Here is a 21,420-nt window from a genome sequence, read left to right as displayed (position 1 = left end):
GGATAAGGAACTCAATGGCTACGACCACACCCACCGGTGTGCGGGGCGGCCACGCCAAGCACGGAGGGCACGGCGGCGGCAACGCCTCCGGCGTCTCCGACGGCACGCCGATGACACACCGGCAGATCATGGAGGCGCTGGCCGGGCTGCTGCTCGGCATGTTCGTCGCGATCCTGTCGTCGACGGTCGTCTCCAACGCCCTGCCCGAGATCATCTCCGACCTCGGCGGCGGCCAGAGCGCCTACACCTGGGTCGTGACGGCCTCGCTGCTGGCCATGACCGCCACCACCCCGCTCTGGGGCAAGCTCGCCGACCTCTTCAGCAAGAAGCTGCTGGTCCAGATAGCCCTGGTCATCTACGTCCTGGGCTCGGTCGTCGCCGGTCTGTCCACCAGCAGCGGCATGCTCATCGCCTGCCGCGTCGTCCAGGGCATCGGCGTCGGCGGTCTCTCCGCCCTGGCGCAGATCGTGATGGCCGCGATGATCGCCCCGCGCGAGCGCGGCCGCTACAGCGGCTACCTGGGCGCGGTCTTCGCCGTCGCCACCGTCGGCGGCCCGCTGCTCGGCGGCGTCATCACCGACACCAGCTGGATGGGCTGGCGCTGGTGCTTCTACGTCGGCGTGCCCTTCGCGATCATCGCGCTGATCGTGCTCCAGAAGACCCTGAAGCTCCCCGTCGTGAAGCGCGAGGGCGTCAAGGTCGACTGGGCCGGCGCGTTCTTCATCAGCGCCGCCGTCTCCCTGCTGCTGGTCTGGGTGACCTTCGCGGGCGACAAGTACGACTGGCTGTCGTGGCAGACGTACGTCATGGTCGCGGGCTCGGTCCTGCTCTGCCTGATCTTCGTGTTCATCGAGTCGCGGGCCAAGGAACCCATCATCCCGCTGCGCCTCTTCCGTAACCGCACCATCACGCTGGCCTCGATCGCCTCGCTGTTCGTCGGCATCGCGATGTTCGCCGGCACCGTCTTCTTCAGCCAGTACTTCCAGCTGGCGCGCGGCAAGTCGCCGACGATGTCCGGCGTCATGACCATCCCGATGATCGCGGGGCTCTTCCTCTCCTCGACGATCTCCGGCCAGGTCATCACCAAGACCGGGCGGTGGAAGGCGTGGCTGGTCACCGGCGGTTTCCTGGTCACGGCCGGGCTCGGGCTGCTGGGCACGATCCGGTACGACACCCCGTACTGGCACGTCGCGGTGTTCATGTTCGTCATGGGCCTCGGCATCGGCATGATGATGCAGAACCTGGTCCTCGCCACGCAGAACCAGGTCGCTCCCGCGGACCTCGGTTCCGCCAGCTCCGTCGTCACCTTCTTCCGCTCCCTCGGCGGTGCGATCGGTGTCTCGGCGCTGGGCGCGGTCCTCGGCAACCGGGTCACGCACTACGTCGAGGACGGCCTCGCCGCGCTCGGCCCCGAGGGCGCCAAGCTCGGCCACGGCGGCACCGGCGGCGGGGGCATCCCCGACCTGGACAAGCTGCCCGAGCCGTTCCGGCTGGTCATGGAGGCCGCGTACGGGCACGGCGTCGGCGACGTCTTCCTGTACGCCGCTCCGGCCGCGCTCGTCGCCTTCATCGTGACGATCTTCATCAAGGAGGTCGCCCTGAAGACCAGCGCGGCGAACGACGCCCCCACCGAGACGTCTGATCAGGCGTCGGACCCGGCATCGGCTCAGGCTGCGACTTCGGCTCCGGCTCCGGCCGCCGTCGAGACCGCCGAGGTCCCCGTGCCCGCCGCCGTCGGCGCGGCCGGTCCGGTCTCCGAGGGCGCGGCCGGGGTCACCTCGGTCGACACGGCGGAAGCCCCTCAGGACATCGTCCAGGGCACCCCCGTCCACGGTGTGGTGCGCGGTGCGGAGGGCGCCCCGGTCGCCCGCGCGGCCGTCACCCTGATCTCGCTGGGCGGCCGGCAGCTCGGCCGCTCCGTGGCCCGGTCCGACGGCGGCTACACCCTGGACGCCCCCGGCTCAGGCAGCTACGTCCTGATCGCCTCCGCCGACGGTTTCCAGCCGCAGGCGTCCACGGTGGTCGTGGGCGAGGAACCGCTGGCCTTCGACATCCTGCTGTCCGGTACGAGCGGACTGGCCGGAACCGTCAGGGCCGCCGAGTCCGGCGCACCCGTCGACGGCGCGATGGTCATCGTGACCGACGTCCGGGGCGACGTACTGGCCACCGGCGCGTCCGGCCCGGCCGGTGAGTTCGCCTTCGGCGAGCTGATCCCGGGCTCTGTGACCGTCGCGGTCAACGCGGCCGGTTTCCGTCCGCTGGCACTGCCCGTGGAGATCGGCGGCCAGGGCGTCACCCGCGTCGAGGCCGCGCTGCGGTCCGGTGCGCTGGTCCGGGGCGTCGTGCGGGCCGGGTCCGCCCGGGGCCCGCTGGCCGACGCCCGGGTCACCCTGATCGACGCGGCGGGCAACGTGGTCGCCACCGCGACGACCGGCGAGGACGGGGCGTACGCCTTCACCGACCTGGACGCGGGCGAGTACTCGGTCATCGCGACCGGCTACCCGCCGGTGGCGGGCTCCCTCACCGTCAGCGGTACGGGAGTCGACGGCCACGACATCGAGCTCGCCCACCCGGGCGAGTGACGGCCCCTCACGTGCTCACGTACGCACGGGCTCACGGCTCACGTACGGACGGGCTCACGGGCTCACGTACGCACGGGCTGATGTGCGCGTGAAAAGCGCGTGAGCACGTGAAGGGATCGCGAAGACCCCTGGTCGGGCGGCACTTCCAGCGGAGAGGCTGTCACGACCGGGTGGATAGGGGCCCCGGGGGCGGGTACGGCAGGCAGGGGACGGCCGACCGTGACCGCCCCGGGGCCCGACTCATGTGACCCCCACGTTCCGTCGGGTCATCGGGCTAGGGCTTCTGGGAGAGATACGGATGGGACTTCGCGCACAGGTACGGACGCGGGACGGCTGGGCGGTCCAGCACGCCGTCGTGACGGTCACCGACATGACCGGCGCCCAGGTGCTGCGGGCCGCGGCCGACGAGGACGGGGCCGTCCGCACGGACGGTGCCCTGACGGCCGGCGCGTACACGGTGATCGTCACGGCGGTCGGGTACGCCCCCGCCGCCTCCACCGCCCTCGTCACCGCGAGCGGCCGGATCGAGGCCGGTCAGATCGTGCTGGCCCGGCAGGGCGGGGTGGAGCTGCCGCCGCCGGGCGCCTGGTCCCTGGACCCCGCGCACTCCTCGGTGGGCGCGGTCGCCCAGCACCTGGGGATCTCCAGCGTGCGCGGCCGGTTCACCGACTTCGGCGGCCGGATCGAGATCGCCGAGGAGATCGGCGGCTCCCGGGTCGACGCCGTCATCAGGGCGGCCAGCATCGACACCGGCAACGGCATGCGGGACAAGCACCTGCGCTCACCGGACTTCCTGGACGTGGACCGATACCCGGAGATCGCCTACAGCTCCACCGCGCTGGATCCGGCAGGCCCCGACCGCTGGACCGTGCACGGTGAGCTGACCATGCACGGCGTCTCGCGCCCCGTCGACCTGGACCTGACCTACCTCGGCACCGGGCCCGACCCGTGGGGCGGGGTGCGCGCGGCCTTCCACGCCACCGCCGAACTGCGCCGCGACGACTTCGCGATGAACTACAACCAGGTCGTCCAGGCGGGCATCTCCGCGATCGGCACGACCCTGCGCGTGGAGCTGGACATCCAGGCGGTGCAGGGCGAGGCACTGCCCATGGCGTGACCCGCCCGCCTCGCCCCGGTCGTGGGCCGGCCCGCCTTGTGCCTGGCGTGGGCCGGCCCGCGTCGTGCCTGGCGTGGGCGAGGCGCTTCCCGAGTGGCCGCACGGCCCGGTCGTAGGGTGGTGGGCATGGCACCGAACATCGCGACCAACACCGCCGTGGACCTCGATGAGTTGCTGGCGTTCGTACGCCCCCGGCACCGGGCGGTCCTGCTCACCACCCGGGCCGACGGCCGCCCTCAGGGGTCCCCGCTGACGTGTGGCGTGGACGACGCGGGGCGGATCGTCATGTCGACGTACCCCGAGCGCGCCAAGACCCGCAACGCCCGGCGCGACGAGCGGGTCAGCGTGATCGTGCTGTCGGACGCGTGGGACGGGCCGTGGGTGCAGGTCGACGGCGCGGCGGAGGTCATCGACGCCCCGGACTCGGTCGAGCCGCTGGTGGAGTACTTCCGGAACATCTCGGGGGAGCATCCGGACTGGGACGAGTACCGGGCGGCGATGCTGAAGCAGGGCAAGTCGATCATCCGGGTCACCCCGGAGCGCTGGGGCCCCGTCGCCACCGGCGGCTTTCCGGCCCACCTGGCCCCGGGGAGCTGAGCCGACCATGAGCGAGAGCAGCGGAGCGGCGAACGCGGTGAGCGGGAGCAGCGGGCCCGTTCCGGAGAACCCCGTCGCCGGGCAGCCTTACTCGCCTCTCGCGTGCGGGCTGCCCGTGCCGCCCCCGTCGCTGCCCGCCGCCGGTGCCCTGGCTCTGGCCCGGTTGCTGGTCGCGCCCTCGCTGGACGCCGGCCTCGTGGGGGAGTTGGAGCGGATCACCGGGCGGCGCGCGGAGCCCCTGACGGATGTTCCGCCCCCGTCCGACGCGCCCCTCCTCTGCGTGGGCGACGCGCTGCCCGACACCCTGCGGACGGACCGGCTGCTCTGGTTCCACAGCGTCAACGCGGGGACGGACCCGCTGCTCGCCGGGGGCCCCTGGCCCGCCCCGGCGCTCCTGACCCGGACCGTGGGCCGGATGGGCGAGCGGATCGCCCAGTACGTCCTGGGCTGGATGCTCGCCGAATGCCAGTCCGTACCGGAGTTCACCGACCGGCACGCCCGCGCGCACTGGGAGCGCCTCCCCTCCGAGCTCGTCGCCGGGCAGACCGCCCTGGTCTACGGCACCGGCCGCATCGGCGCGGCGGTCGGGCGGCTCCTCGCGGCCTGCGGGGTGCGGACCGTGGGCGTCGCCCGCACCGCGCGGTACGGGCCGGCTCCGGGCACCGCCCGCGTGGTGCCGCCGGGCTTCGACCGGGTGATCGGGGCCGCCGAGGACACCGGGGCGCTGGGTGAGGCCCGCTGGGTGATCTCCACCCTGCCGTTGACGGCGGCCACGGAGGGCTTCTTCGGGGCCGGGCGGTTCGCGGCGCTGCGCGGGGCGACGTTCGTCAACGTGGGGCGGGGCGCGACCGTGGACATGGGGGCGCTGGAGGCGGCGCTGCGGGACGGCCGGGTGCGGCGGGCGGTACTGGACGTGCTGCCCGCGGAACCGGCCGCGCCCCAGGACCCCGTGTGGAAGCTTCCCCGTACGGTCATCACCTCGCACTCCGCGGGAATCACCACCGACGAGGACATCGCCGTGGACTTCGCCGCCTGCTGGGAGGACGTGACGGCGGGCCGCCGCCCCGGGCTGACGGTGGACACGGGACGCGGCTACTGAGAAGCCGGGGAGCCCGACCGGTCGCGGACCGCCTCGATGCCCGCGATCACCAGGTCCAGCGCGAAGACGAAGTCCCGCTCGCGCATCTCCTCGACCGTCTCGCCGCCCCGGGCCGACATGATCTCGTCGGAGTAGTCGGAGATCTCCCGCAGGCGCGGCTCCGCGCGGATCGTGCCCATCGCCCGCTGGTGGTACGCGTCCTGGGTGAGCCCGGTCGCGTCGCACCGCGCCTTGAAGTTGCCCTCGACGGTGCCGAATCCGTACACGAACTGGAAGACCGCCGAGAGCGCGCCCGTCTGCCGCTCCAGGGGCAGACCGGTGTCCCGGATCACGTCCTGGACGGCGTACGAGAACAGCATGGAGTTCGGGCCGATGTTGAGGAACGTCCCGGCCAGCGGCGAGATCCAGATGTGGCGGACGAGGAGTTCGCGGTAGCTGCGGGCCAGCTCCCGCAGCCGGTCCCGCCAGTCGGCGTCCTCGCGGGGCCGGTCGATCTCGGCGTACACCGAGTCGAGGGCCAGCTCCAGGAGGTCGTCCTTGGTGTCGACGTACCAGTAGAGGGACATCGCGGTGACGTCCAGCTCGGCGGCGAGCCGGCGCATCGAGAACTTGGCGAGTCCATCGGCGTCCAGCAGCCGCACCGACGCCTCGGTGATCCGGTTGCGGTCCAGGCCTGCCGGGGACTCGGTCCGACGCGAGCGCGAGGGGGCCGTGCGGCCCAGCCACACGCTGGTCTGCACGGCGGCGCCTTTCGAACCGCCGGACGAGGCGGAAGCGGAAGGGGGAGCGGAAGCGGAGGAGGCAGCGGAAGCAGTAGAGGGAGGGGGCTCGGAAGCGGAAGCGGAAGCGGAAGCCGCTGATCCGGTCGGGCAACCAGCGCCTGACGTCGGCTCAGACGCGGAATCGGGTTCGGAACCGGGCCCGGACACCATGGCGCACTCTCCTCGTCGTGCTCGGATCGGCCACCGAGCGGTCCTGCCGAACGCCGGGCCGTGGGGGCCCCGCCGGAAAACGGCCTACCGGACGCTGACGGTCCGGTACGCGCCTCGTATCCGATGCTATGCCGCCGGTCCCGTCGATTCTGCCCGGTCCCCCGCCTGCGAAGCGTCGACCGCCCGCTCCTCCGCTGTCGCTTGCACCCGCTCGGCCCGGCGCAGCAGCAGCGCGGCGAGCAGGCCGCCCGCCAGCACCGCCACCGCGCCGACGAGCTGGCTGGTCTCCAGGCCCGCCGCGAACGCGTCCTTGATCTGCTCCCGGGCGGCGGGCCCGTCGGCGGCGGCCAGGGCCGCGGGCAGCGAGGCGGCGCCGACGGCGGCCGGTACGAGCGCGGCGAACCGGGCGTTGAGGACCGCGCCGAGCACCGCGACCCCGAGCCCGTTGCCGAACTCCGCGAGCGTGCCGTTGACCGCCGCGCCGACCCCGGCCTTCTCCGGCGGGATGGCGCTCATGATCGCGTTGGCCATCGCGGGCATGGCGAGGGCGACGCCCGCGCCCATCACGATCAGGCCGAACAGCATGCCGCCGTACCCGCCGTCGCCCCCGCCGAGCACCGCGATGGCGACGAGGCCGGCCGCCAGGCAGCTCATCCCCGCCCCGATGACGAGGGGAGTGCCGACCTTCTGGACCATCCGCGCGCCCAGTCCCGTGAGGTTGAGGGCGACCACGGTGAGCGCCATCGGGGCCGTCCGCAGACCCGCCTCCAACGGCCCGTACCCGAGGACGAACTGAAGGTGCTGGGTGAGCAGGAAGAGCGAGCCGGTCATCCCGAAGGCGACCAGGATCACGCCCGCCACCGCGCCGGTGAACTTCTGGTTCCGGAAGAAGTGCATGTCCAGCATCGGGTTCGGGATGTGCAGCTCCCACAGCACGAACCCGGCCAGCACGGCCACGCCGAGGAACGCCGTCAGCAGCACCCGGCCGGAGCCCCAGCCGTGCTCGGGCCCGGAGATGATCGCGAAGACGGCGGCGGTCATACCGATCGTGGAGAGCAGCGCGCCCAGCAGGTCGGGCCGCTGCCCCTGGCCGGACTTGGACTCCGGTACGAGCCGGACGACGGCCACGAGGGCGATCAGGGCGACCGGGATGTTGATGAGGAAGATCGCGCCCCACCAGAAGTGGTCGAGGACGAACCCGCCGAACAGCGGGCCCGCCGCGAACCCCAGGGAGGAGACGGTCGACCAGATGCCGATCGCCTTGACGCGCTCGGTCTCGTCGAAGATCTGGACCACGACCGCGAGCGTCGTGGTGAGCAGCAGCGCACCGCCGAAGCCCATCCCGGCACGGGCCGCGATGAGCTGACCGGAGGACTGGGCGAGCCCGGCCGCGAGCGAGCCGACGCCGAACAGGGCGAGGCCCACCATCAGCATCTTCTTCCGCCCGTAGCGGTCCGCCGAGCTGCCCGCGGTGAGCAGAAGACCCGCCTGGACGAGCGAGTAGGCGTTGATCATCCACTGCACGTCGGCGGTGGACGCGTGCAGCTCCGAGGTGAGGGAGGGGATCGCGACGTTGAGGACGGTGTTGTCGAGCAGCACCGTGAGCTGGGCCAGGCAGATGACGCCGAGGATCAGCCAGCGTTGCGGATATCCCTGGTGGGAGGTGTCGGGTCGCTCTGCGGCGGGCGCCGTCATGCGGGCTCCTCGCTCTCCATGGGGTGGTGGCCCGTGCTGGTGCGGCCGGTGGCGGCCCGGCCGGCGGTTGCCGCACGGCGGTGGCCGCACAGCAGTTGTTGTACGGCGTACAGGACCCTGTCTCGTACACCGTAAGGCAGTTCCTGTACGACGTACAAGTCGATTTTCCGGAGCCGGACCGGCCGCGCCGCCGGGACCCGACCGGCGACCCGGCGGTACGGTTCTCGACGCTTACCTGACAAGTTTTCTGACAAAGTGCGCGATTTCCGGCCCTCGGGAGAGCCATGTCGCTGCGTCGCCGTTCGTCTCGTGTCCCTCAACTCCTCCTCGCCGCCTCCCTCCTGGGGGCGCTCCTCGCACCGCCCGCCGCTGCCGCGTCGGCCCACCGCTCCCCTTCCGGTGAAGCGGTCGGGGCCGGCGGCCGGGGCCTGCCGCTGCGGGTCGCCACGTACAACATCCATGCCGGTGCGGGCATGGACGGCGTCTTCGACCTGGACCGCCAGACAGCCGATCTCCGGTCACTACAAGCCGATGTGATCGGGCTTCAGGAGGTCGACCGGCACTGGGGCTCCCGCAGCGAATGGCGGGATCTCGCGGGTGAACTGGCCCGGCGGCTGCGGATGCACGTCTCCTTCGCGCCGATCTACAGCCTCGACCCGGCCGAACCGGGCGGGCCCCGGGCCGAGTACGGGGTGGCCGTGCTGTCGCGGCACCGGATCGTGAGCGCCGAGAACCACGAGATCACCCGCCTCTCGACCCAGGACCCGGACCCGGTGCCCGCGCCCGCCCCGGGGTTCGGCGAGGTCGTCGTACGGGTACGGGGGCTGCCGGTGCACGTGTACGTGACCCACCTCGACTACCGCCCGGACCCCGCCGTCCGCGTCGCCCAGGTCGCCGACACCCGGCGGATCATGGCCGAGGACCGGGGCCCCCAGGTCCTGCTCGGCGACTTCAACGCCGAGCCCGCCGCCCCCGAACTGGCCCCGCTGTGGCGGGAGCTGGCGGACGCGGACCCGGGCGCTCCCACGTTCCCGGCCCAGGACCCGGTCAAGCGGATCGACTTCGTGGCGGTGTCGAAGGACAGGATCGGCGTGCGGAAGGCCTGGGTGCCTCAGAGCCTTGCGTCCGACCACCGGGCGGTGGTGGCGGACCTGCTGCTCCGCAGGCGGTGACGACGGGGCGATGAGTTCAGGGCGCTCCCGGAGTCTCCTTTTTCGGCTCGAATGCTTCCTTTTGCGGCTGGGGCGCGTCCTCCTCACCGAGGCCGCCGTGGAAGACCTCGCGGTACCGGACGGACGAAGGACGGTCATGACCACCACCACCCTGCACGAACTGCTGAGCACCCACATCGCCGAAGGGTCGATGCCGGGCGCGGTGGCACTGGTCGCCCGGGGCGAGCGGGTCGAGGTCGTGTCCGCCGGTACGACCGGCCTCGCAGGGTCCGCGCCGATGCGGCGGGACTCGCTGTTCCGCCTCGCCTCGATCACCAAACCGATCGTGGCGGCGGCCGCCATGACGCTCGTCGACGACGGCCTGATCGCCCCCGCCGACCCGGTCGCGGCCTGGCTGCCCGAGCTGGCCTCGCCCCTGGTCGTCCGGACGCCGGAGAGCCCGGTCGACGACGTGGTGTCGGCCGTCCGCCCGATCACCCTCCTGGACCTGCTGACCTTCCGGGCCGGCTACGGCTTCCCGTCCGACTTCTCGCTCCCGGCCGTGGCCCCGCTCTTCGCCGAGCTGAAACAGGGCCCGCCACAGCCGCTGGCGGTGCCCGCGCCGGACGCCTGGATGGCCACGCTCTCCCGTGTCCCTCTGCTGCACCAGCCGGGCGACGGCTGGCTCTACAACACGTGCTCCGACATCCTCGGCGTCCTCGTCGCCCGGGTCGCCGACCGGCCGCTGCCCGCGTACCTGGCCGAGCGGATCTTCGAGCCCCTCGGCATGAAGGACACCGGGTTCTGGGTCGGGCCCGCCGCGCTGGACCGGTTCACCGGCTACTACCGGGCCGGGGCGGGCGGGGACGGCGGCGGGAACGATGCCGGGGGCGGGGGCGGGGGCGGAGGCGGGCCCGAGCTGATCGACGCCCCGGACGGGCAGTGGAGCAGCCCGCCCCCGTTCCCGTCCGGCGCCGGAGGCCTCGTCTCGACCGTCGACGACTGGTGGGCCTTCGGCCGGATGCTGCTCGCCGAGGGTCTGAACGACGCCGGTGACCGGGTACTGGCCGGCGAGTCCGTCCGGCAGATGATCACCGACCACCTGACCGCGGAACAGCGCACCGCCGGCGGGCTGTTCACGGAGGGCCAGGGCTGGGGGTTCGGCGGCGCGGTGGACGTCGAGATCGCCGCCCCCTGGAACGTACTCGGCCGCTACGGCTGGGTCGGCGGCACCGGCACCACGGCCCATGTCATCCCGGCCACGGGCACGGTCGCCGTCCTGCTCACCCAGATGGAGATGAGCGGACCGGCCGCGCCCGGGGTGATGCGGGACTTCTGGACGTACGCGGCCGGGTTCTGATCCCGGCCGCGTACGTCACGGCCATCCTGTTCCGGACCTGTGAGTCCGCGCCGATCACGTCGTCGCCCGCCGGGACACGGTCCGTCGGGACGCGGTCCGCGGGCAGCTCGACCGCGAAGACCGTCCGGCCCGGGGTGGACTCCACCCGTACGCGGCCGCCGTGCGCGGAGACGACGGCCTGCACGATGGCGAGGCCGAGCCCGGTGGAACCGGTCGCTCCGCCGTCGTCGGCGCCCCGTGCCCGGGAGGCGTCCCCGCGGGCGAACCGTTCGAAGACGTGCGGCAGCAGCCCGGCCGGGATCCCGGGCCCGTCGTCGCGCACTTCCAGCGTGACCGGTCCCCCGGCGCGTACGGGCGGTTGCACGGAGACCGTGACGGTGGTCCCCGGCGGGGTGTGCGTCCGGGCGTTGGCGAGCAGGTTGACCAGCACCTGCCGGAGCCGGTCGGGATCGGCGCGTACGGTCACGGGCTCGGCGGGCCCGGGCAGTTCGAGCCGCCAGCGGTGCCGGGCGTTCGCGTCCGTTCCCCGTTGGTCCGCCGCCCGGGCGTCGCTCAGCGCGTCCACGACCAGCGGCAGCAGATCGGTCGTGCCGTACGAGAGCGGGCGTCCGGCGTCCAGCCGGGCCAACAACAGCAGATCCTCCACCAGCCCCGTCATCCGGTCCGCCTCCGACTCGATCCGCCCCAGCGCGTGCCGGGTGACGGGGTCGGGTTCCGGGCGCGTCCACACGTGCCGGGTGACCGGCTCCGGGCCCGGGCCCGGCCCTCCCCCGCCCGGGCCCGGCCCTCCCCCGCCCGCGCGGCGGGTCAGCTCGGCGTATCCCCGGATCGAGGCCAGCGGCGTACGCAGCTCGTGGCCGGCGTCGGCGACGAACTGCCGGACCCGCGTCTCGCTCTCCTGGCGGGCGGCCAGGGCCGAACCGACGTGCCCCAGCATCCGGTTCAGCGCCGCGCCCACCTGTCCGACCTCGGTACGGGGATCGGCCTCGGCGTCCGGGACGCGTTCGAGGAGCGTCACCTCACCGCTGTGCAGGGGGAGTTCGGAAACCCGGGTGGCCGTGGCGGCGACCCTGCGCAACGGCCGCAGGGCCACCCCGACGAGCGCGGTGCCGGCGATCGAGGCGGCGATCAGCCCGGCGGCGGTGACGCAGATCTCGACGACGATCAGGGTGGTCAGCGCCCCGCTCACCTCGGCGCTGGGAATGCCGACGAGGACGGTGTGCCCCTCGGCGGTGGTCGTGGCCTCGACCCGGTAGCCGCCGAGCCCGGGCAGTTCGACGCTCCGGGCCCCTTCGCCGCTCCCCGGACCGGCAGCCTCCAGCGCGCTCCGCTGCTCCGCTGTCAGCGGCTCGGCGCTCTCCTGGGCGCGGAGCCCGCTGTCCTCGACGACCTTCGACGCGGTGATGTCCCCGTCGCCGTCGACGAGCGCCCCGAACGTGCCGAGCGGCTGCCCGCCCCCGCCGACGAAGCCGAGCGGGCCCGCCTCGCGCGTCGCGTCGGGCAGTGGAAGGGGGCCCGGTGGCCGTTCGGCCCGCTCGACGACGGAGTGCAGCTGATCGTCGAGTTTGCCGTACATGTAGCTGTGGAAGGCGGTCGCGGTGACGGACGCGATGACGGCCGCGACGACGGCGATCAGGGACACGGCGGAGACGACGAGCCGGGTCCGCAGCGTCCAGGGCCTGCGCAGCACCTTCATGGCCTGCACGGCCCTCATCGCCTTCATGACGGGCCCCTACTCACCGGGCTTGATCAGATACCCCGCGCCGCGCCGGGTGTGGATCATCGGCGTGCGCCCGGCGTCGATCTTCTTGCGGAGGTAGGAGATGTAGAGCTCGACGACGTTGGCCTGGCCGCCGAAGTCGTAGTTCCAGACCCGGTCGAGGATCTGGGCCTTGCTGAGCACGCGGCGCGGGTTGCGCATCAGGAAGCGCAGCAGCTCGAACTCGGTGGCGGTGACGTGAATCGCCTCGCCGCCCCGCCACACCTCGTGGCTGTCCTCGTCGAGCACCAGGTCCCCGACGGTCAGCGTGGACTCGCCGCGCCCCGCGGCGACGGCCGAACCCGAGCGGCGGATGAGCCCGCGCAGCCGGGCCACGACCTCCTCCAGGCTGAACGGCTTGGTGACGTAGTCGTCGCCGCCCGCGGTGAGCCCGGCGATCCGGTCCTCGACGGCGTCCCGGGCGGTCAGGAAGAGGACGGGCACATCGGCGTACTCACGGCGCAGCCGGCCCAGCACGGCCAGCCCGTCCATGTCCGGGAGCATCACGTCCAGGACCACCGCGTCCGGGCGGAAGTCGCGTGCCGCCCGGAGCGCCGCGGCCCCGTCCCCGGCGCTGCGCACCTCCCACCCCTCGTAGCGCAGGGCCATCGAGAGCAGCTCGGTGAGCGGAGCCTCGTCGTCCACGACCAGGACCCGGACGGGGGTGCGGTCCGGCCTGAGCAGTTCGGTACGCCGCTGGGGCGAGGTCGTCGTCGTCATGGGACCCACCCTGTGAGGCGCCCGTGAGAGAAGCCTGACCCGTTCCTGTGAATTCCCTGAGAAATCGTCACGGCTGAGGGCATCGCCCAGGAGCCGGCCCGGAGTCGGCGAGGCTGACTCGGGGCCGGTCCCGTACGAGGCGGGAGGCCTCAGCTCTTGGGCATGAGAACGGTGTCGACGATGTGGACGGTGGCGTTGGCGGTGGGAACGTTGCCGCAGACGACCTTGGAGGTGTCGTTGACGGTGTAGTTCTCGCCGGAGCCCTTGGTGGTGAGGGAGGACTTCTGGAGGGTGTCGTAGGTGCCGCTCTCCAGCTGCGTGGGGGAGAGCTTCTCGCCGACGACGTGGTAGGTGAGGATGCTGGTGAGCATCTCCTTGTCGGCCAGCACCTTGTCCAGGTCGGCCTTCGGGATCTTGGCGAAGGCGTCGTTGGTCGGGGCGAACACGGTGATGTTCTCGGCGTTGTTGAGGGTGTCGACGAGACCGGCCTTCTTCACCGCCGTGACCAGGGTGGACAGGGCCGGATTGTTCGAGGCGGCGGTGGCCACCGGGTCCTGGGCCATGCCGTCGAAGGAACCCGCGCCGTCCTTCGGGACGGTGGCGCAGGCCGGGCCGAACGGGCCGTCGGCCGGGGTGGCGCCTTCTTCCGGCGCGCTCGACTTGTCCTCCGCGGGGGCGGAGCTCGATGCCTTGTCTGCGGCGGCGTCGGAGGAGCTGTCGTCCCCGCCGCAGGCGGTCAGCGTGAGCGGGAGGACCGCGGCGGCGGTGAGGGCGAGGGCGGCGCGGCGGTAACGGAAGGCAGTCATGAGATATCTCCTGCGTGTTCTATCGGTAGCGCTGCGTGGTGGCCGACAGGTGGGGATCGGCTCCGTGTCCCGCAGTGCTGACGTCAGGTCGGGTGCCGCCCCGGGCGCGGGGCGGCTCGGTTCAGAGCGCTCGTCCGTGAAGCGGGTGGGGGGCGACGTCCGCTGTGCTGCGGATCGGTTGTGCGTCTCTGATCCTCATGTCAGCTATCCGGAGCCGTCGCGCAGACGGATTGGTCGTAAGACGAGAAAACTTCGTCCGTCGCGCCCCGGCCGTCGGGCACCCTGCCTCGGTTAGCCCGTACGGGTGTCATGCCGGGACCGACCAATCCGACGCCCCTGCCGCGGCGAATACCGGATGTGAGCGGGCGTCAGGAGGAGGCCCCGCACACGACGAGGTCGCCCCGTTGGCTGCGGGGGAACCTCGTCTCGCCCCCCAAGGTGAAAGATCCGTGGAGGGCGGGCCGTTGTGGGGCGCCACTCTCCTGGGGCGCCCCACAACAGGTCGACCGCTGCCTCAGGCGTCCCGCAGCTCGAACAACGCGGCGGCGTTCCCGTAACAGACCGCCCGCAACCACGCGTCGCCGAGCCCGAGCCGTTCCAGCGCCTCCAGCTGATGGACGTACGGGTAGGGGATGTTCGGGAAGTCCGTGCCCAGCAGGATGCGGTCCCCGAGGTCGGCGAGCCGCCCGTGCTCGGCCGCCGGGAAGGGGCTGAGCCGCTCGCTGAAGTCGGTGAACGCCATGGTCGTGTCGAGCCGGACCTCCGGATACGCCTCCGCCAGCGCCAGGAACTCCGCGTACTCCGGCATCCCCATGTGCGCGACGATCAGCCGCAGCCGGGGGTGCCGCGCCAGCAGCCGCCCCACCGGCCCGGGCCCGGTGAACTTCCCCGGCGCGGGCCCCGACCCGCAGTGCATGACCACCGGAATCCCGGCCTCGGCGAGCAGCCCCCACACGGCGTCCAGCAACGGATCATTGGCGTCGTAGGCACCCACCTGAAGGTGCGACTTGAACACCCGCGCCCCCGCCTCGACGGCCTCCTTCACGTACACCTCGACGCCTTCCTCCGGGAAGAGGGTCGCGGTGTGCAGACAGTCCGGGGTCCGGGCGGCGAAGCCGGCGGCCCAGCCGTTCAGCCAGCGGGCCATGCCGGGCTTGTGCGGGTAGAGCATGGCGGTGAAGCGGACCACCCCGAACGCCCGCAGCAGGGCGAGCCGGCGCTCCTCCTCGTACCGGTAGGTGATCGGCCACTCCAGCCCGGTGAGCGGGCCGGCCGCGTCGAAGTAGGCCCACACCTTGCGCAGGACCTGCTCGGGCATGAAGTGGGTGTGCACGTCGATGATCCCGGGCAGCCCGAGCCGCTCCCGGAACCGCACCACGTCATCGCTTCCCGTCTCCATGCGCAGCCCTTTCGCCGGTCGTCCGGAACAACCCACCCGGTCGTTCAGAACAACCCACCCTGCACACCACCGCCGCCGATGTCGATGAGGGGGACACGTACATCGCTCCCGATCGCGTGGGGCACCAGGGACATATGGGACCCCTGGGTCCCCTGGCCCACCTGGGGCACCTGGCCCACCTGCCCCACCTGCCCCACCTGGGGCACCGCCGTCAGATCCCATCCGGTGATCAACCGCGTGTCCAGCACGACCACGCCCCCGCCCGCCACCGCGAGGTGCAGATCGGGCCCGGCCGCCGCGACGAGCCGCCCCGCGACGACTCCCCCGTCGACCAGCTCCCGCACCGCCCGGACGGGCCCGGACGCGGACTCGGACACTGACGCGGACTCGGGTGCGGACGTGGACTCGGGCGCACGGTCGAGCCCGAAAATGCCCATCTGATCGACGACTTCGAGAGGCAGCCGCTCCAACGACTCCGGCCAGCCACGCCCTTCGAGCGCCGCCGCCCGCGCGTACAGCTCCGCCACCGCCCGGGCCCGCTCCTCCGGCCCCGGCAACCGCCCCCGCACGGCCCGCTTCTTGGCGTACGGGATCCGGTCGGGCACCCCGAGGGCCGCCCGCAGCACCTCCTCGGTCCGCCGGGCCGCCATGAGGGGCCCGCGCCCCAGCCAGCTGAAGACCACGGCCCCCTGCTCCCGCAGCCGGGCGGCCCCGCGCTCCTCCCCGGTGATCCCGACCTTGACCATGCCGGGCCCGAACCAGGCGAGATACACGCGGTACGTCCGAGGGTCGTCCGCCATCGTGTCGGCGGCCACCGAATGCGCCCGGTCCAGCCGCGCACACTCCGCGCACCGCCCCCCGGTCGAGCGCCCCGGCACCACGGCCCCCAATGGGCACACGTTCCCCCGGGCCCCCACACAGTGCCGCTCCCCGACGGCCCGGAACCCGAGGCCGGCCCCGTACGCGAGCACACTCACCCGCCGCCGCCCGCCCCTGCTCCACCCCAGCTCGGGCACTTCCCGGGGCCACCGCACCCCGGCACACCACCACCCGCCACCGGATTCCCGGACCTCGCACGTCATCCGGGGATGCTACGCGCGCCCTCCGGCACCCTCGATCCCACCGACACCGCCGACGCCGCCGACACCTTCGATCCGCTGCCGCATCGCGACCATGCGCCGCACGAAGCGCCGGTTGAACCAGATCATCCAGCTCATGAACGCCACGCCGAAGCAGAGCGTCCACAGCCCCGCCGGCTCATCGCCGGAGGCGAACCAGAGCAACGGCACCCCCAGGAAGATCACCCCGAGCAGGGGGAAGGCCCACCGCCGACTGCGCCGCAGCTTCTCCTCCCGCCGCCGGATCAGCCGGATCATGGCCTCCTGCTCGGCCGGGTCGTCGGGCAGCTCACCGTTCTTCGCGATGCGGCGCTCCAGCTCCGGCACCCTGTCGGGGTCGGTGCCCACGGCCTTCGCATCCCGCCGCCTGCGCCACATCAGGAACCACGTCAGGAAACCGGCGTAGAAGACACCGCCGGCCAACGCCTCCGGCCACGCCGACCAGCCCCGGAACGCCAGCCGGACGGCGACCCCGATCACCAGGACCAGCAGCCCCACGGCCCACCACTGGTCGCGCCACCGCCCCGCCCCGTCTGCCCCTTCGCTCCCATCGTGCCCACCTCCGAACGGAGGGGCGCCCAGCACGCCCCGTAATGCGTCGGCTACCCCGCCCCTGCCACGACGAACGGCCGACGCCCGCTTCCGCTCCCGTCCCCGCTGCCGTCCCCGTTAGGATCCGGACCATGGCGCTGACCGGGAACCAGATGGACCAGTTCGAGGCTGCCATGCCCCGCCTCAAGGCCATCGCCTACCGCCTCCTCGGCTCGGCGAGCGACGCCGAGGACGCCGTACAGGACACGTTCCTGCGCTGGCAGGCCGCCGACATCGACCGCATCGAGGTCCCCGAGGCCTGGCTGACGAAGGTCCTCACCAACGTCTGCCTCAACGAACTCACCTCGGCGCGCGCCCGCCGCGAGACGTACGTGGGCCAGTGGCTGCCCGAGCCGCTGCTCCCCGGGGACCCGATGCTCGGCCCGGCCGACACCGCCGAGCAGCGCGAATCGGTCTCGTTCGCGGTCCTCACTCTGATGGAGCGGCTGACCCCCGACGAGCGGGTGGTGTACGTGCTGCGGGAGGCGTTCGCGTACCCGCACGGGAAGATCGCCGAGATCCTCGACATCACGGAGTCCGCGAGCCAGCAGCTGTTCCACCGCGCCAAGAAGCACATCGCGGCGGGCCGGGCCCGTACCGGGATCGACGAGGCGGCGGCCCGGCGGATCGTCGAGGAGTTCCTGACGGCGGCCACCAGCGGCCGGACCGAACCGCTGGTGCGGCTGCTCACGTCGGACGCCATCGCGATCGGCGACGGCGGCGGAAAGGTACCGGCCCGCGCGAAGGCGTTCGAGGGGGCCGCGGCCGTCGCGACGTTCATGCGGAGCCTGTTCACCCCGAACCAGGCCGCCCGCCGGCTCATCGGCGGCACCGCGGAGATCCATGTCTCGTCCGCCAACGGGCTGCCCGCCCTGGTGGTCCTGGTCGACGACCGGGTCATCGGCGTGATCTGTCTGGAGTTCACGCCGGACGGCATCGCCGCGTTCCGCAGCCAGGTCAACCCGGACAAGCTCGAACGCGCGACGCGGCAGTGGGCGGCGACGGACCACGGGGACCCGCTCTTCCGCATCCACCAGAACATGTGACCCACATCACAGTCACCTCCTGTCAGGAATCGACGGCCTGCCCGGTTCAAGGGGCGAAACCGCGCGAGACAGGAGTGCAGGGACATGCAGAACATGCGGCAGACCATCCAGCAGCACCGCGTCGTCGTCATCGGAGCCGGATACACCGGGGCGACGGCCGCCGGACGCCTCGCCAGGCGACTGCGCGGCGAGGACGTCTCCATCACCCTCGTCAACGCCGAACCGGACTTCGTCGAGCGCGTCCGGATGCACCAGCTGGCGGTGGGCCAGACCCTCCGCCCCCGCCCCTTCGACGAGATGTTCGCCGGTACGGGCGTCGAGCTGCGCCTCGGACGGGTGACGGGTATCGATGCCGACCGCAAGACGGTGACCGTCACCGGCTCGGACGGGCCTTCGGACCTGGAGTACGACACCCTCGTCTACGCCCTCGGCAGCGCCTGGAGCACCCGGGGCGTCCCCGGCGTCACGGAGCACGCCCACGAGATCGCCGGCCGCGAAGGGGCCCTGCGCCTGCGGGACCGCCTGGCCGCCCTCGCCCCCGGCAGCCCCGTGACCGTCGTCGGCGGCGGCCTCACCGGCGTGGAGGCGGCGACGGAACTGGCCGAGACCCGCCCGGACCTCGATGTCTCCCTGATCGCCCGGGCCGGACTGGGCGACTGGCTCTCCCCCAAGGGCGCGCGACACCTGCGAAAGGTGTTCACCACCCTGCGGATCACGACCCACGAACACACCACCGTCACCGCCGTGCACGCCGACCGCGTCACCACCACCGAGGGCGACATCCCGGCAGCGGTCACCATCTGGACGACGGGCTTCGCGGTCCACCCGATCGCCCGGGCCACGACCCTGGAAACCGGCGACACCGGCCAGATCGTGGTCGACGCCACGATGCGTTCGCTCTCCCACCCGGACGTGTACGCCATCGGCGACGCGGCCCTGGTGGCCGGCCCCGGCGACAAGCCGCTGCGCATGTCGTGCGCCTCGGGCGTCCCCACCGCCTGGCAGGCCGCCGACGCCATCGCGGCCCGCCTGACCGGCACCAAGCTCCCGACCATCTCGGCCCGCTACTTCAACCAGTGCATTTCCCTGGGCCGCAAGGAAGGCCTGATCCAGTACGTCACCGCCGACGACCGAGCCGTCAGCGCCGCCCTGACCGGCCGCCTGGCCGCCCTCTACAAGGAGTTGGTCTGCAAGGGCGCCGCCTGGGGTGTGGCGAACCCGACCATGGGCCTGCCGACCCGCCGCCGCAGGGTGACGGCGGACGGGACGCGCACCAGCGTCACGTCCGCTTGAGCCCGGGGCCGAAAGCCCCACACGGCCCCCGGACTGCTGGCCCGCCGGAAAGCCCGAGCGCCGCCCGAGCCGTGTTTCGTCTCGGGCGTCCGCCAGGATCCGTGGCGGTGAATGTCAGACATGGATGCCGAAAACCCCGTCGCCGAGCGGCCGTCGTCCGTAAGGTATCGGGCCGTGACGTCCTATGAGCGATGGTCTCTCGCCGCATCCTTCGGCACCCTGCTCGTCAGTGTCGTGGCCTTCGGCGCACTGGCGTGGCAACTTCTCATGCTGGCTCGCAGCACGACCCGAGATCACGACAGGCGCCGCAAACAAGCGACCATGGAGTACCTCACGGCCATCATCGACCGACGGAGGCAGCTCTACGAGGAAGGGATACCCGATGAACGGAATCACGCCGCCGTTTCAGCGCTGATCAGCCGTTCTCTGGCAGGTGACGTCTCAGCGACCAAGTTGATCACGTCCTACCTGACGGCGTTCAACTACCTGGGTGTCGGAGCGCGTACGGATGCCTTCGATCGAGCGGTCATCGATCAGGCGTGGGGCGGCCTGATCATCGCTGTTCGCTCCAACTACGGCCCATGGCTGGAGGCACAGCGCCAGGCTCACAGCGAACCGCGTCTGTATGAGGACCTTCACTGGCTGGCTGACGCAATGACACCACGGCGGTCTCCGACACGTGCAGATGGTGTCCTGCCTCCGCAGGGTCAATCCGCGACCGCATAGGCCGGGGGCGCCGGCTCAGGGCGGTTGGGGGCCACGCAACGCGTCCGCAGAGTCGTCACGTACAGGATGTGCCGGCCGCTGGGCAAGCCAGCCGGAGACGCGTGGCCCACCGTTCACCGCCTCACCGTCCATGACCGTGCGAACGTGCTGGAACCCGTGCCGAAGGTAGTAGTTCTGAAGCTGCCTGTTCGTGCTCCACGCATCGAGCCGGAGCCACACAGCGCCCGAGCGATGCGCCTGGCCGCCGGCCCAGTCGAGCAGCCGCCCGCCCAGGCCTCGACCGGCGTGCGTCCGCGCCACCGTCAGCTTGTTCACGAACAGGGACTTCTCCCGAAGCTCCTCCTCGCTCCAGAGCCCCTCTCCCGCCTCCGGAGTCAGCGTGATGGTCGCCGCCGTGGTCGAGCCGTCGCGGACCATGAACACAGACCCGGCTTCGATCGTGCTCAACAGCAGGGCGGCGGGGTACGGGCGCTGCCACTGATCCGTACCACGAGCAGAAAGCCACATCGCCGCTTCCCGGCGGAACGCCAGCAGTACGTCCAGGTCCTCCGCGGTGGCGCGCTCGAGGAACAACGCGATTCATCCTCCGGCCGAGCGGACACGTACCGGAAGAGACTATCGAGGGTCCCACCGCTGAGACAGGGCTGTCCACGCGGTCGTGACCGGTGCGTCAGCCCCCTCCAAGCGTGCTTTCACCACGTCTACCGTGATGAGGGCTCGACGGGACCGACACAGTTGCTGCCCGGGGCCGTACCGCAGTGCCCCAGCGCCTAGGAGAACTGGGGCGGGCCGATGACGGTCCGGCCGATCTGCCCGGCAAGCCAGGACGCATGCCGTTCTTCGTACCCCTCACCGCTCCTCCGGCGAACGTGGACCAGGACGGTGTGCCCGTTGGACCACTCGTCCATCTCACGGGTCGCGGCGTTGAACAGCACGCTGACTTCGGCATGCTTGGAGTCCGCGTACAGATCGTGCTCCGCGACTTCCGGCCACCCGAGAAAGTTCCACCGGATCTCTGCCACGTACTTGCTGGCGACTGCTGTGAAGGTGTCCTCGATGCTCCCCACGGGTTGATCCAGCATCGAAGCCCACAGCGGGAGGTGCCTGGACAGGAAGGCGGTGTCCGTGGAGAGCTGCGGTCCGTGAACGCCTGCGTGCAGGCCAGTCGGATCGCTCGTATCCCGGACCCAGTCGTCGACGTCCTCCTTCCTGAACCAGGCGTCGGGCATCGCCCGCAGGATGAGCAGGACGTCTTCGGCTCGGGGGAGCTCAACGTCCACGTCCACCTTCGCATCATCCTGATCACCGACGCTGAGCAACTGACGTGCCACGCGGAGGGCGAGGGCGGGGTCGGGGGTGTGGAAGACGGGATACGCGACGTCAACGGACATGCATGCACCCTTCCACAGCGCTCAGCGGTCGCAGATTC

The 21,420-nt window shown here is 72.0% G+C and carries 19 protein-coding genes; 9 read left to right on the top strand and 10 right to left on the bottom strand.

The features are described from left to right. Positions 1 to 14: 14 nt before the first annotated feature. From CCZ36_RS17745 to CCZ36_RS17730, 4 genes are all read left to right on the top strand, one after another. The gene (locus CCZ36_RS17745) at positions 15 to 2,582 is read left to right on the top strand and encodes an MFS transporter (RefSeq protein ID WP_128818088.1); all 2,568 of its coding nucleotides are present in this window, start codon (positions 15 to 17) and stop codon (positions 2,580 to 2,582) included. 298 nt (positions 2,583 to 2,880) lie between these two features. Next, the gene (locus CCZ36_RS17740; RefSeq protein WP_069737696.1) at positions 2,881 to 3,699 is read left to right on the top strand and encodes a YceI family protein; all 819 of its coding nucleotides are present in this window, start codon (positions 2,881 to 2,883) and stop codon (positions 3,697 to 3,699) included. Positions 3,700 to 3,825: 126 nt separating this feature from the next. Continuing rightward, positions 3,826 to 4,296 (top strand): PPOX class F420-dependent oxidoreductase, encoded by a 471-nt coding sequence (locus CCZ36_RS17735; protein ID WP_069737697.1) that lies wholly within the window; start codon positions 3,826 to 3,828, stop codon positions 4,294 to 4,296. Positions 4,297 to 4,405: 109 nt separating this feature from the next. Further along, positions 4,406 to 5,395 carry an NAD(P)-dependent oxidoreductase gene (locus CCZ36_RS17730; RefSeq protein WP_128819571.1) on the top strand — a complete coding sequence of 330 codons (990 nt, stop codon included), beginning with the start codon at positions 4,406 to 4,408 and terminating at the stop codon, positions 5,393 to 5,395. Here the strand turns inward: CCZ36_RS17730 and CCZ36_RS17725 are convergent. Both CCZ36_RS17725 and CCZ36_RS17715 read right to left on the bottom strand, forming a co-directional pair. Beyond that, positions 5,389 to 6,135 (bottom strand): TetR/AcrR family transcriptional regulator, encoded by a 747-nt coding sequence (locus CCZ36_RS17725; RefSeq protein WP_069737698.1) that lies wholly within the window; start codon positions 6,133 to 6,135, stop codon positions 5,389 to 5,391. The genes CCZ36_RS17730 and CCZ36_RS17725 overlap by 7 nt on opposite strands. A gap of 318 nt (positions 6,136 to 6,453) precedes the next feature. Then, positions 6,454 to 8,022 (bottom strand): DHA2 family efflux MFS transporter permease subunit, encoded by a 1,569-nt coding sequence (locus CCZ36_RS17715; protein ID WP_128818087.1) that lies wholly within the window; start codon positions 8,020 to 8,022, stop codon positions 6,454 to 6,456. 284 nt (positions 8,023 to 8,306) lie between these two features. On the opposite strand from CCZ36_RS17715, the gene CCZ36_RS17710 reads away from it, so the two are divergent. Then, complete coding sequence (locus CCZ36_RS17710; protein WP_069737700.1) at positions 8,307 to 9,194, top strand: endonuclease/exonuclease/phosphatase family protein; 888 nt, start codon at positions 8,307 to 8,309, stop codon at positions 9,192 to 9,194. 136 nt (positions 9,195 to 9,330) lie between these two features. Beyond that, positions 9,331 to 10,533, top strand: coding sequence for a serine hydrolase domain-containing protein (locus tag CCZ36_RS17705; protein ID WP_128818086.1), 1,203 nt, complete (start codon positions 9,331 to 9,333; stop codon positions 10,531 to 10,533). Here the strand turns inward: CCZ36_RS17705 and CCZ36_RS17700 are convergent. From CCZ36_RS17700 to CCZ36_RS17675, 6 genes are all read right to left on the bottom strand, one after another. Further along, positions 10,457 to 12,229: a sensor histidine kinase gene (locus CCZ36_RS17700; RefSeq protein ID WP_237302839.1), complete on the bottom strand. Its 1,773-nt coding sequence runs from the start codon at positions 12,227 to 12,229 to the stop codon at positions 10,457 to 10,459. The genes CCZ36_RS17705 and CCZ36_RS17700 overlap by 77 nt on opposite strands. A 36-nt stretch (positions 12,230 to 12,265) precedes the next feature. Then, positions 12,266 to 13,012: a response regulator transcription factor gene (locus CCZ36_RS17695; RefSeq protein ID WP_128818085.1), complete on the bottom strand. Its 747-nt coding sequence runs from the start codon at positions 13,010 to 13,012 to the stop codon at positions 12,266 to 12,268. Positions 13,013 to 13,161: 149 nt separating this feature from the next. Beyond that, entirely contained in the window at positions 13,162 to 13,818 is a 657-nt protein-coding gene (locus tag CCZ36_RS17690; RefSeq protein WP_069744299.1) for a fasciclin domain-containing protein, read from the bottom strand. Positions 13,819 to 14,332: 514 nt separating this feature from the next. Then, positions 14,333 to 15,217, bottom strand: a complete 885-nt coding sequence (locus CCZ36_RS17685; protein ID WP_128818084.1) for an amidohydrolase family protein — start codon at positions 15,215 to 15,217, stop codon at positions 14,333 to 14,335. Positions 15,218 to 15,261: 44 nt separating this feature from the next. Then, a complete protein-coding gene (locus CCZ36_RS17680) occupies positions 15,262 to 16,299 on the bottom strand; it encodes a DUF2797 domain-containing protein (RefSeq protein WP_128818083.1) in 1,038 nt (345 codons plus the stop codon). Between the two features lie 9 nt (positions 16,300 to 16,308). Then, positions 16,309 to 16,833, bottom strand: coding sequence for a hypothetical protein (locus CCZ36_RS17675; RefSeq protein ID WP_237302684.1), 525 nt, complete (start codon positions 16,831 to 16,833; stop codon positions 16,309 to 16,311). 185 nt (positions 16,834 to 17,018) lie between these two features. Here CCZ36_RS17675 and sigJ point away from each other — a divergent pair, with 185 nt between their 5' ends. The 3 genes from sigJ (at position 17,019) to CCZ36_RS17660 (ending at position 19,991) form a co-directional block, all read left to right on the top strand. Further along, positions 17,019 to 17,972 carry an RNA polymerase sigma factor SigJ gene (sigJ, locus tag CCZ36_RS17670; RefSeq protein WP_069737705.1) on the top strand — a complete coding sequence of 318 codons (954 nt, stop codon included), beginning with the start codon at positions 17,019 to 17,021 and terminating at the stop codon, positions 17,970 to 17,972. A gap of 93 nt (positions 17,973 to 18,065) precedes the next feature. Then, positions 18,066 to 19,265, top strand: a complete 1,200-nt coding sequence (locus CCZ36_RS17665) for an NAD(P)/FAD-dependent oxidoreductase (RefSeq protein ID WP_128819567.1) — start codon at positions 18,066 to 18,068, stop codon at positions 19,263 to 19,265. Positions 19,266 to 19,439: 174 nt separating this feature from the next. Then, positions 19,440 to 19,991, top strand: a complete 552-nt coding sequence (locus tag CCZ36_RS17660) for a DUF4760 domain-containing protein (RefSeq protein WP_128818082.1) — start codon at positions 19,440 to 19,442, stop codon at positions 19,989 to 19,991. Positions 19,992 to 20,006: 15 nt separating this feature from the next. Here CCZ36_RS17660 and CCZ36_RS17655 read toward each other — a convergent pair whose 3' ends face one another. Beyond that, entirely contained in the window at positions 20,007 to 20,564 is a 558-nt protein-coding gene (locus CCZ36_RS17655; RefSeq protein WP_069737707.1) for a GNAT family N-acetyltransferase, read from the bottom strand. A gap of 197 nt (positions 20,565 to 20,761) precedes the next feature. After that, positions 20,762 to 21,382, bottom strand: a complete 621-nt coding sequence (locus tag CCZ36_RS17650) for a hypothetical protein (protein ID WP_128818081.1) — start codon at positions 21,380 to 21,382, stop codon at positions 20,762 to 20,764. Positions 21,383 to 21,420: the final 38 nt, after the last annotated feature.

Origin of the sequence: Streptomyces sp. S063 (assembly GCF_002832675.1) — a bacterium.
Taxonomy (GTDB): Bacteria; Actinomycetota; Actinomycetes; order Streptomycetales; family Streptomycetaceae; genus Streptomyces; species Streptomyces sindenensis.
Note: the sequence above shows the minus strand (reverse complement) of the source record. Positions and strands in the feature narration are given on the sequence as shown.

What these genes read in the sequence shown, in the direction of transcription:
- CCZ36_RS17695 (WP_128818085.1), bottom strand. Translation starts at nt 13,012, where the DNA reads ATGACGACGACGACCTCGCCCCAGCGGCGTACCGAACTGCTCAGGCCG.
- CCZ36_RS17710 (WP_069737700.1), top strand. Translation starts at nt 8,307, where the DNA reads ATGTCGCTGCGTCGCCGTTCGTCTCGTGTCCCTCAACTCCTCCTCGCC.
- CCZ36_RS17685 (WP_128818084.1), bottom strand. Translation starts at nt 15,217, where the DNA reads ATGGAGACGGGAAGCGATGACGTGGTGCGGTTCCGGGAGCGGCTCGGG.
- CCZ36_RS17705 (WP_128818086.1), top strand. Translation starts at nt 9,331, where the DNA reads ATGACCACCACCACCCTGCACGAACTGCTGAGCACCCACATCGCCGAA.
- CCZ36_RS17745 (WP_128818088.1), top strand. Translation starts at nt 15, where the DNA reads ATGGCTACGACCACACCCACCGGTGTGCGGGGCGGCCACGCCAAGCAC.
- CCZ36_RS17740 (WP_069737696.1), top strand. Translation starts at nt 2,881, where the DNA reads ATGGGACTTCGCGCACAGGTACGGACGCGGGACGGCTGGGCGGTCCAG.
- CCZ36_RS17715 (WP_128818087.1), bottom strand. Translation starts at nt 8,022, where the DNA reads ATGACGGCGCCCGCCGCAGAGCGACCCGACACCTCCCACCAGGGATAT.
- CCZ36_RS17680 (WP_128818083.1), bottom strand. Translation starts at nt 16,299, where the DNA reads ATGACGTGCGAGGTCCGGGAATCCGGTGGCGGGTGGTGGTGTGCCGGG.
- CCZ36_RS17665 (WP_128819567.1), top strand. Translation starts at nt 18,066, where the DNA reads ATGCGGCAGACCATCCAGCAGCACCGCGTCGTCGTCATCGGAGCCGGA.
- CCZ36_RS17690 (WP_069744299.1), bottom strand. Translation starts at nt 13,818, where the DNA reads ATGACTGCCTTCCGTTACCGCCGCGCCGCCCTCGCCCTCACCGCCGCC.
- CCZ36_RS17735 (WP_069737697.1), top strand. Translation starts at nt 3,826, where the DNA reads ATGGCACCGAACATCGCGACCAACACCGCCGTGGACCTCGATGAGTTG.
- sigJ (WP_069737705.1), top strand. Translation starts at nt 17,019, where the DNA reads ATGGCGCTGACCGGGAACCAGATGGACCAGTTCGAGGCTGCCATGCCC.
- CCZ36_RS17650 (WP_128818081.1), bottom strand. Translation starts at nt 21,382, where the DNA reads ATGTCCGTTGACGTCGCGTATCCCGTCTTCCACACCCCCGACCCCGCC.
- CCZ36_RS17700 (WP_237302839.1), bottom strand. Translation starts at nt 12,229, where the DNA reads ATGAAGGTGCTGCGCAGGCCCTGGACGCTGCGGACCCGGCTCGTCGTC.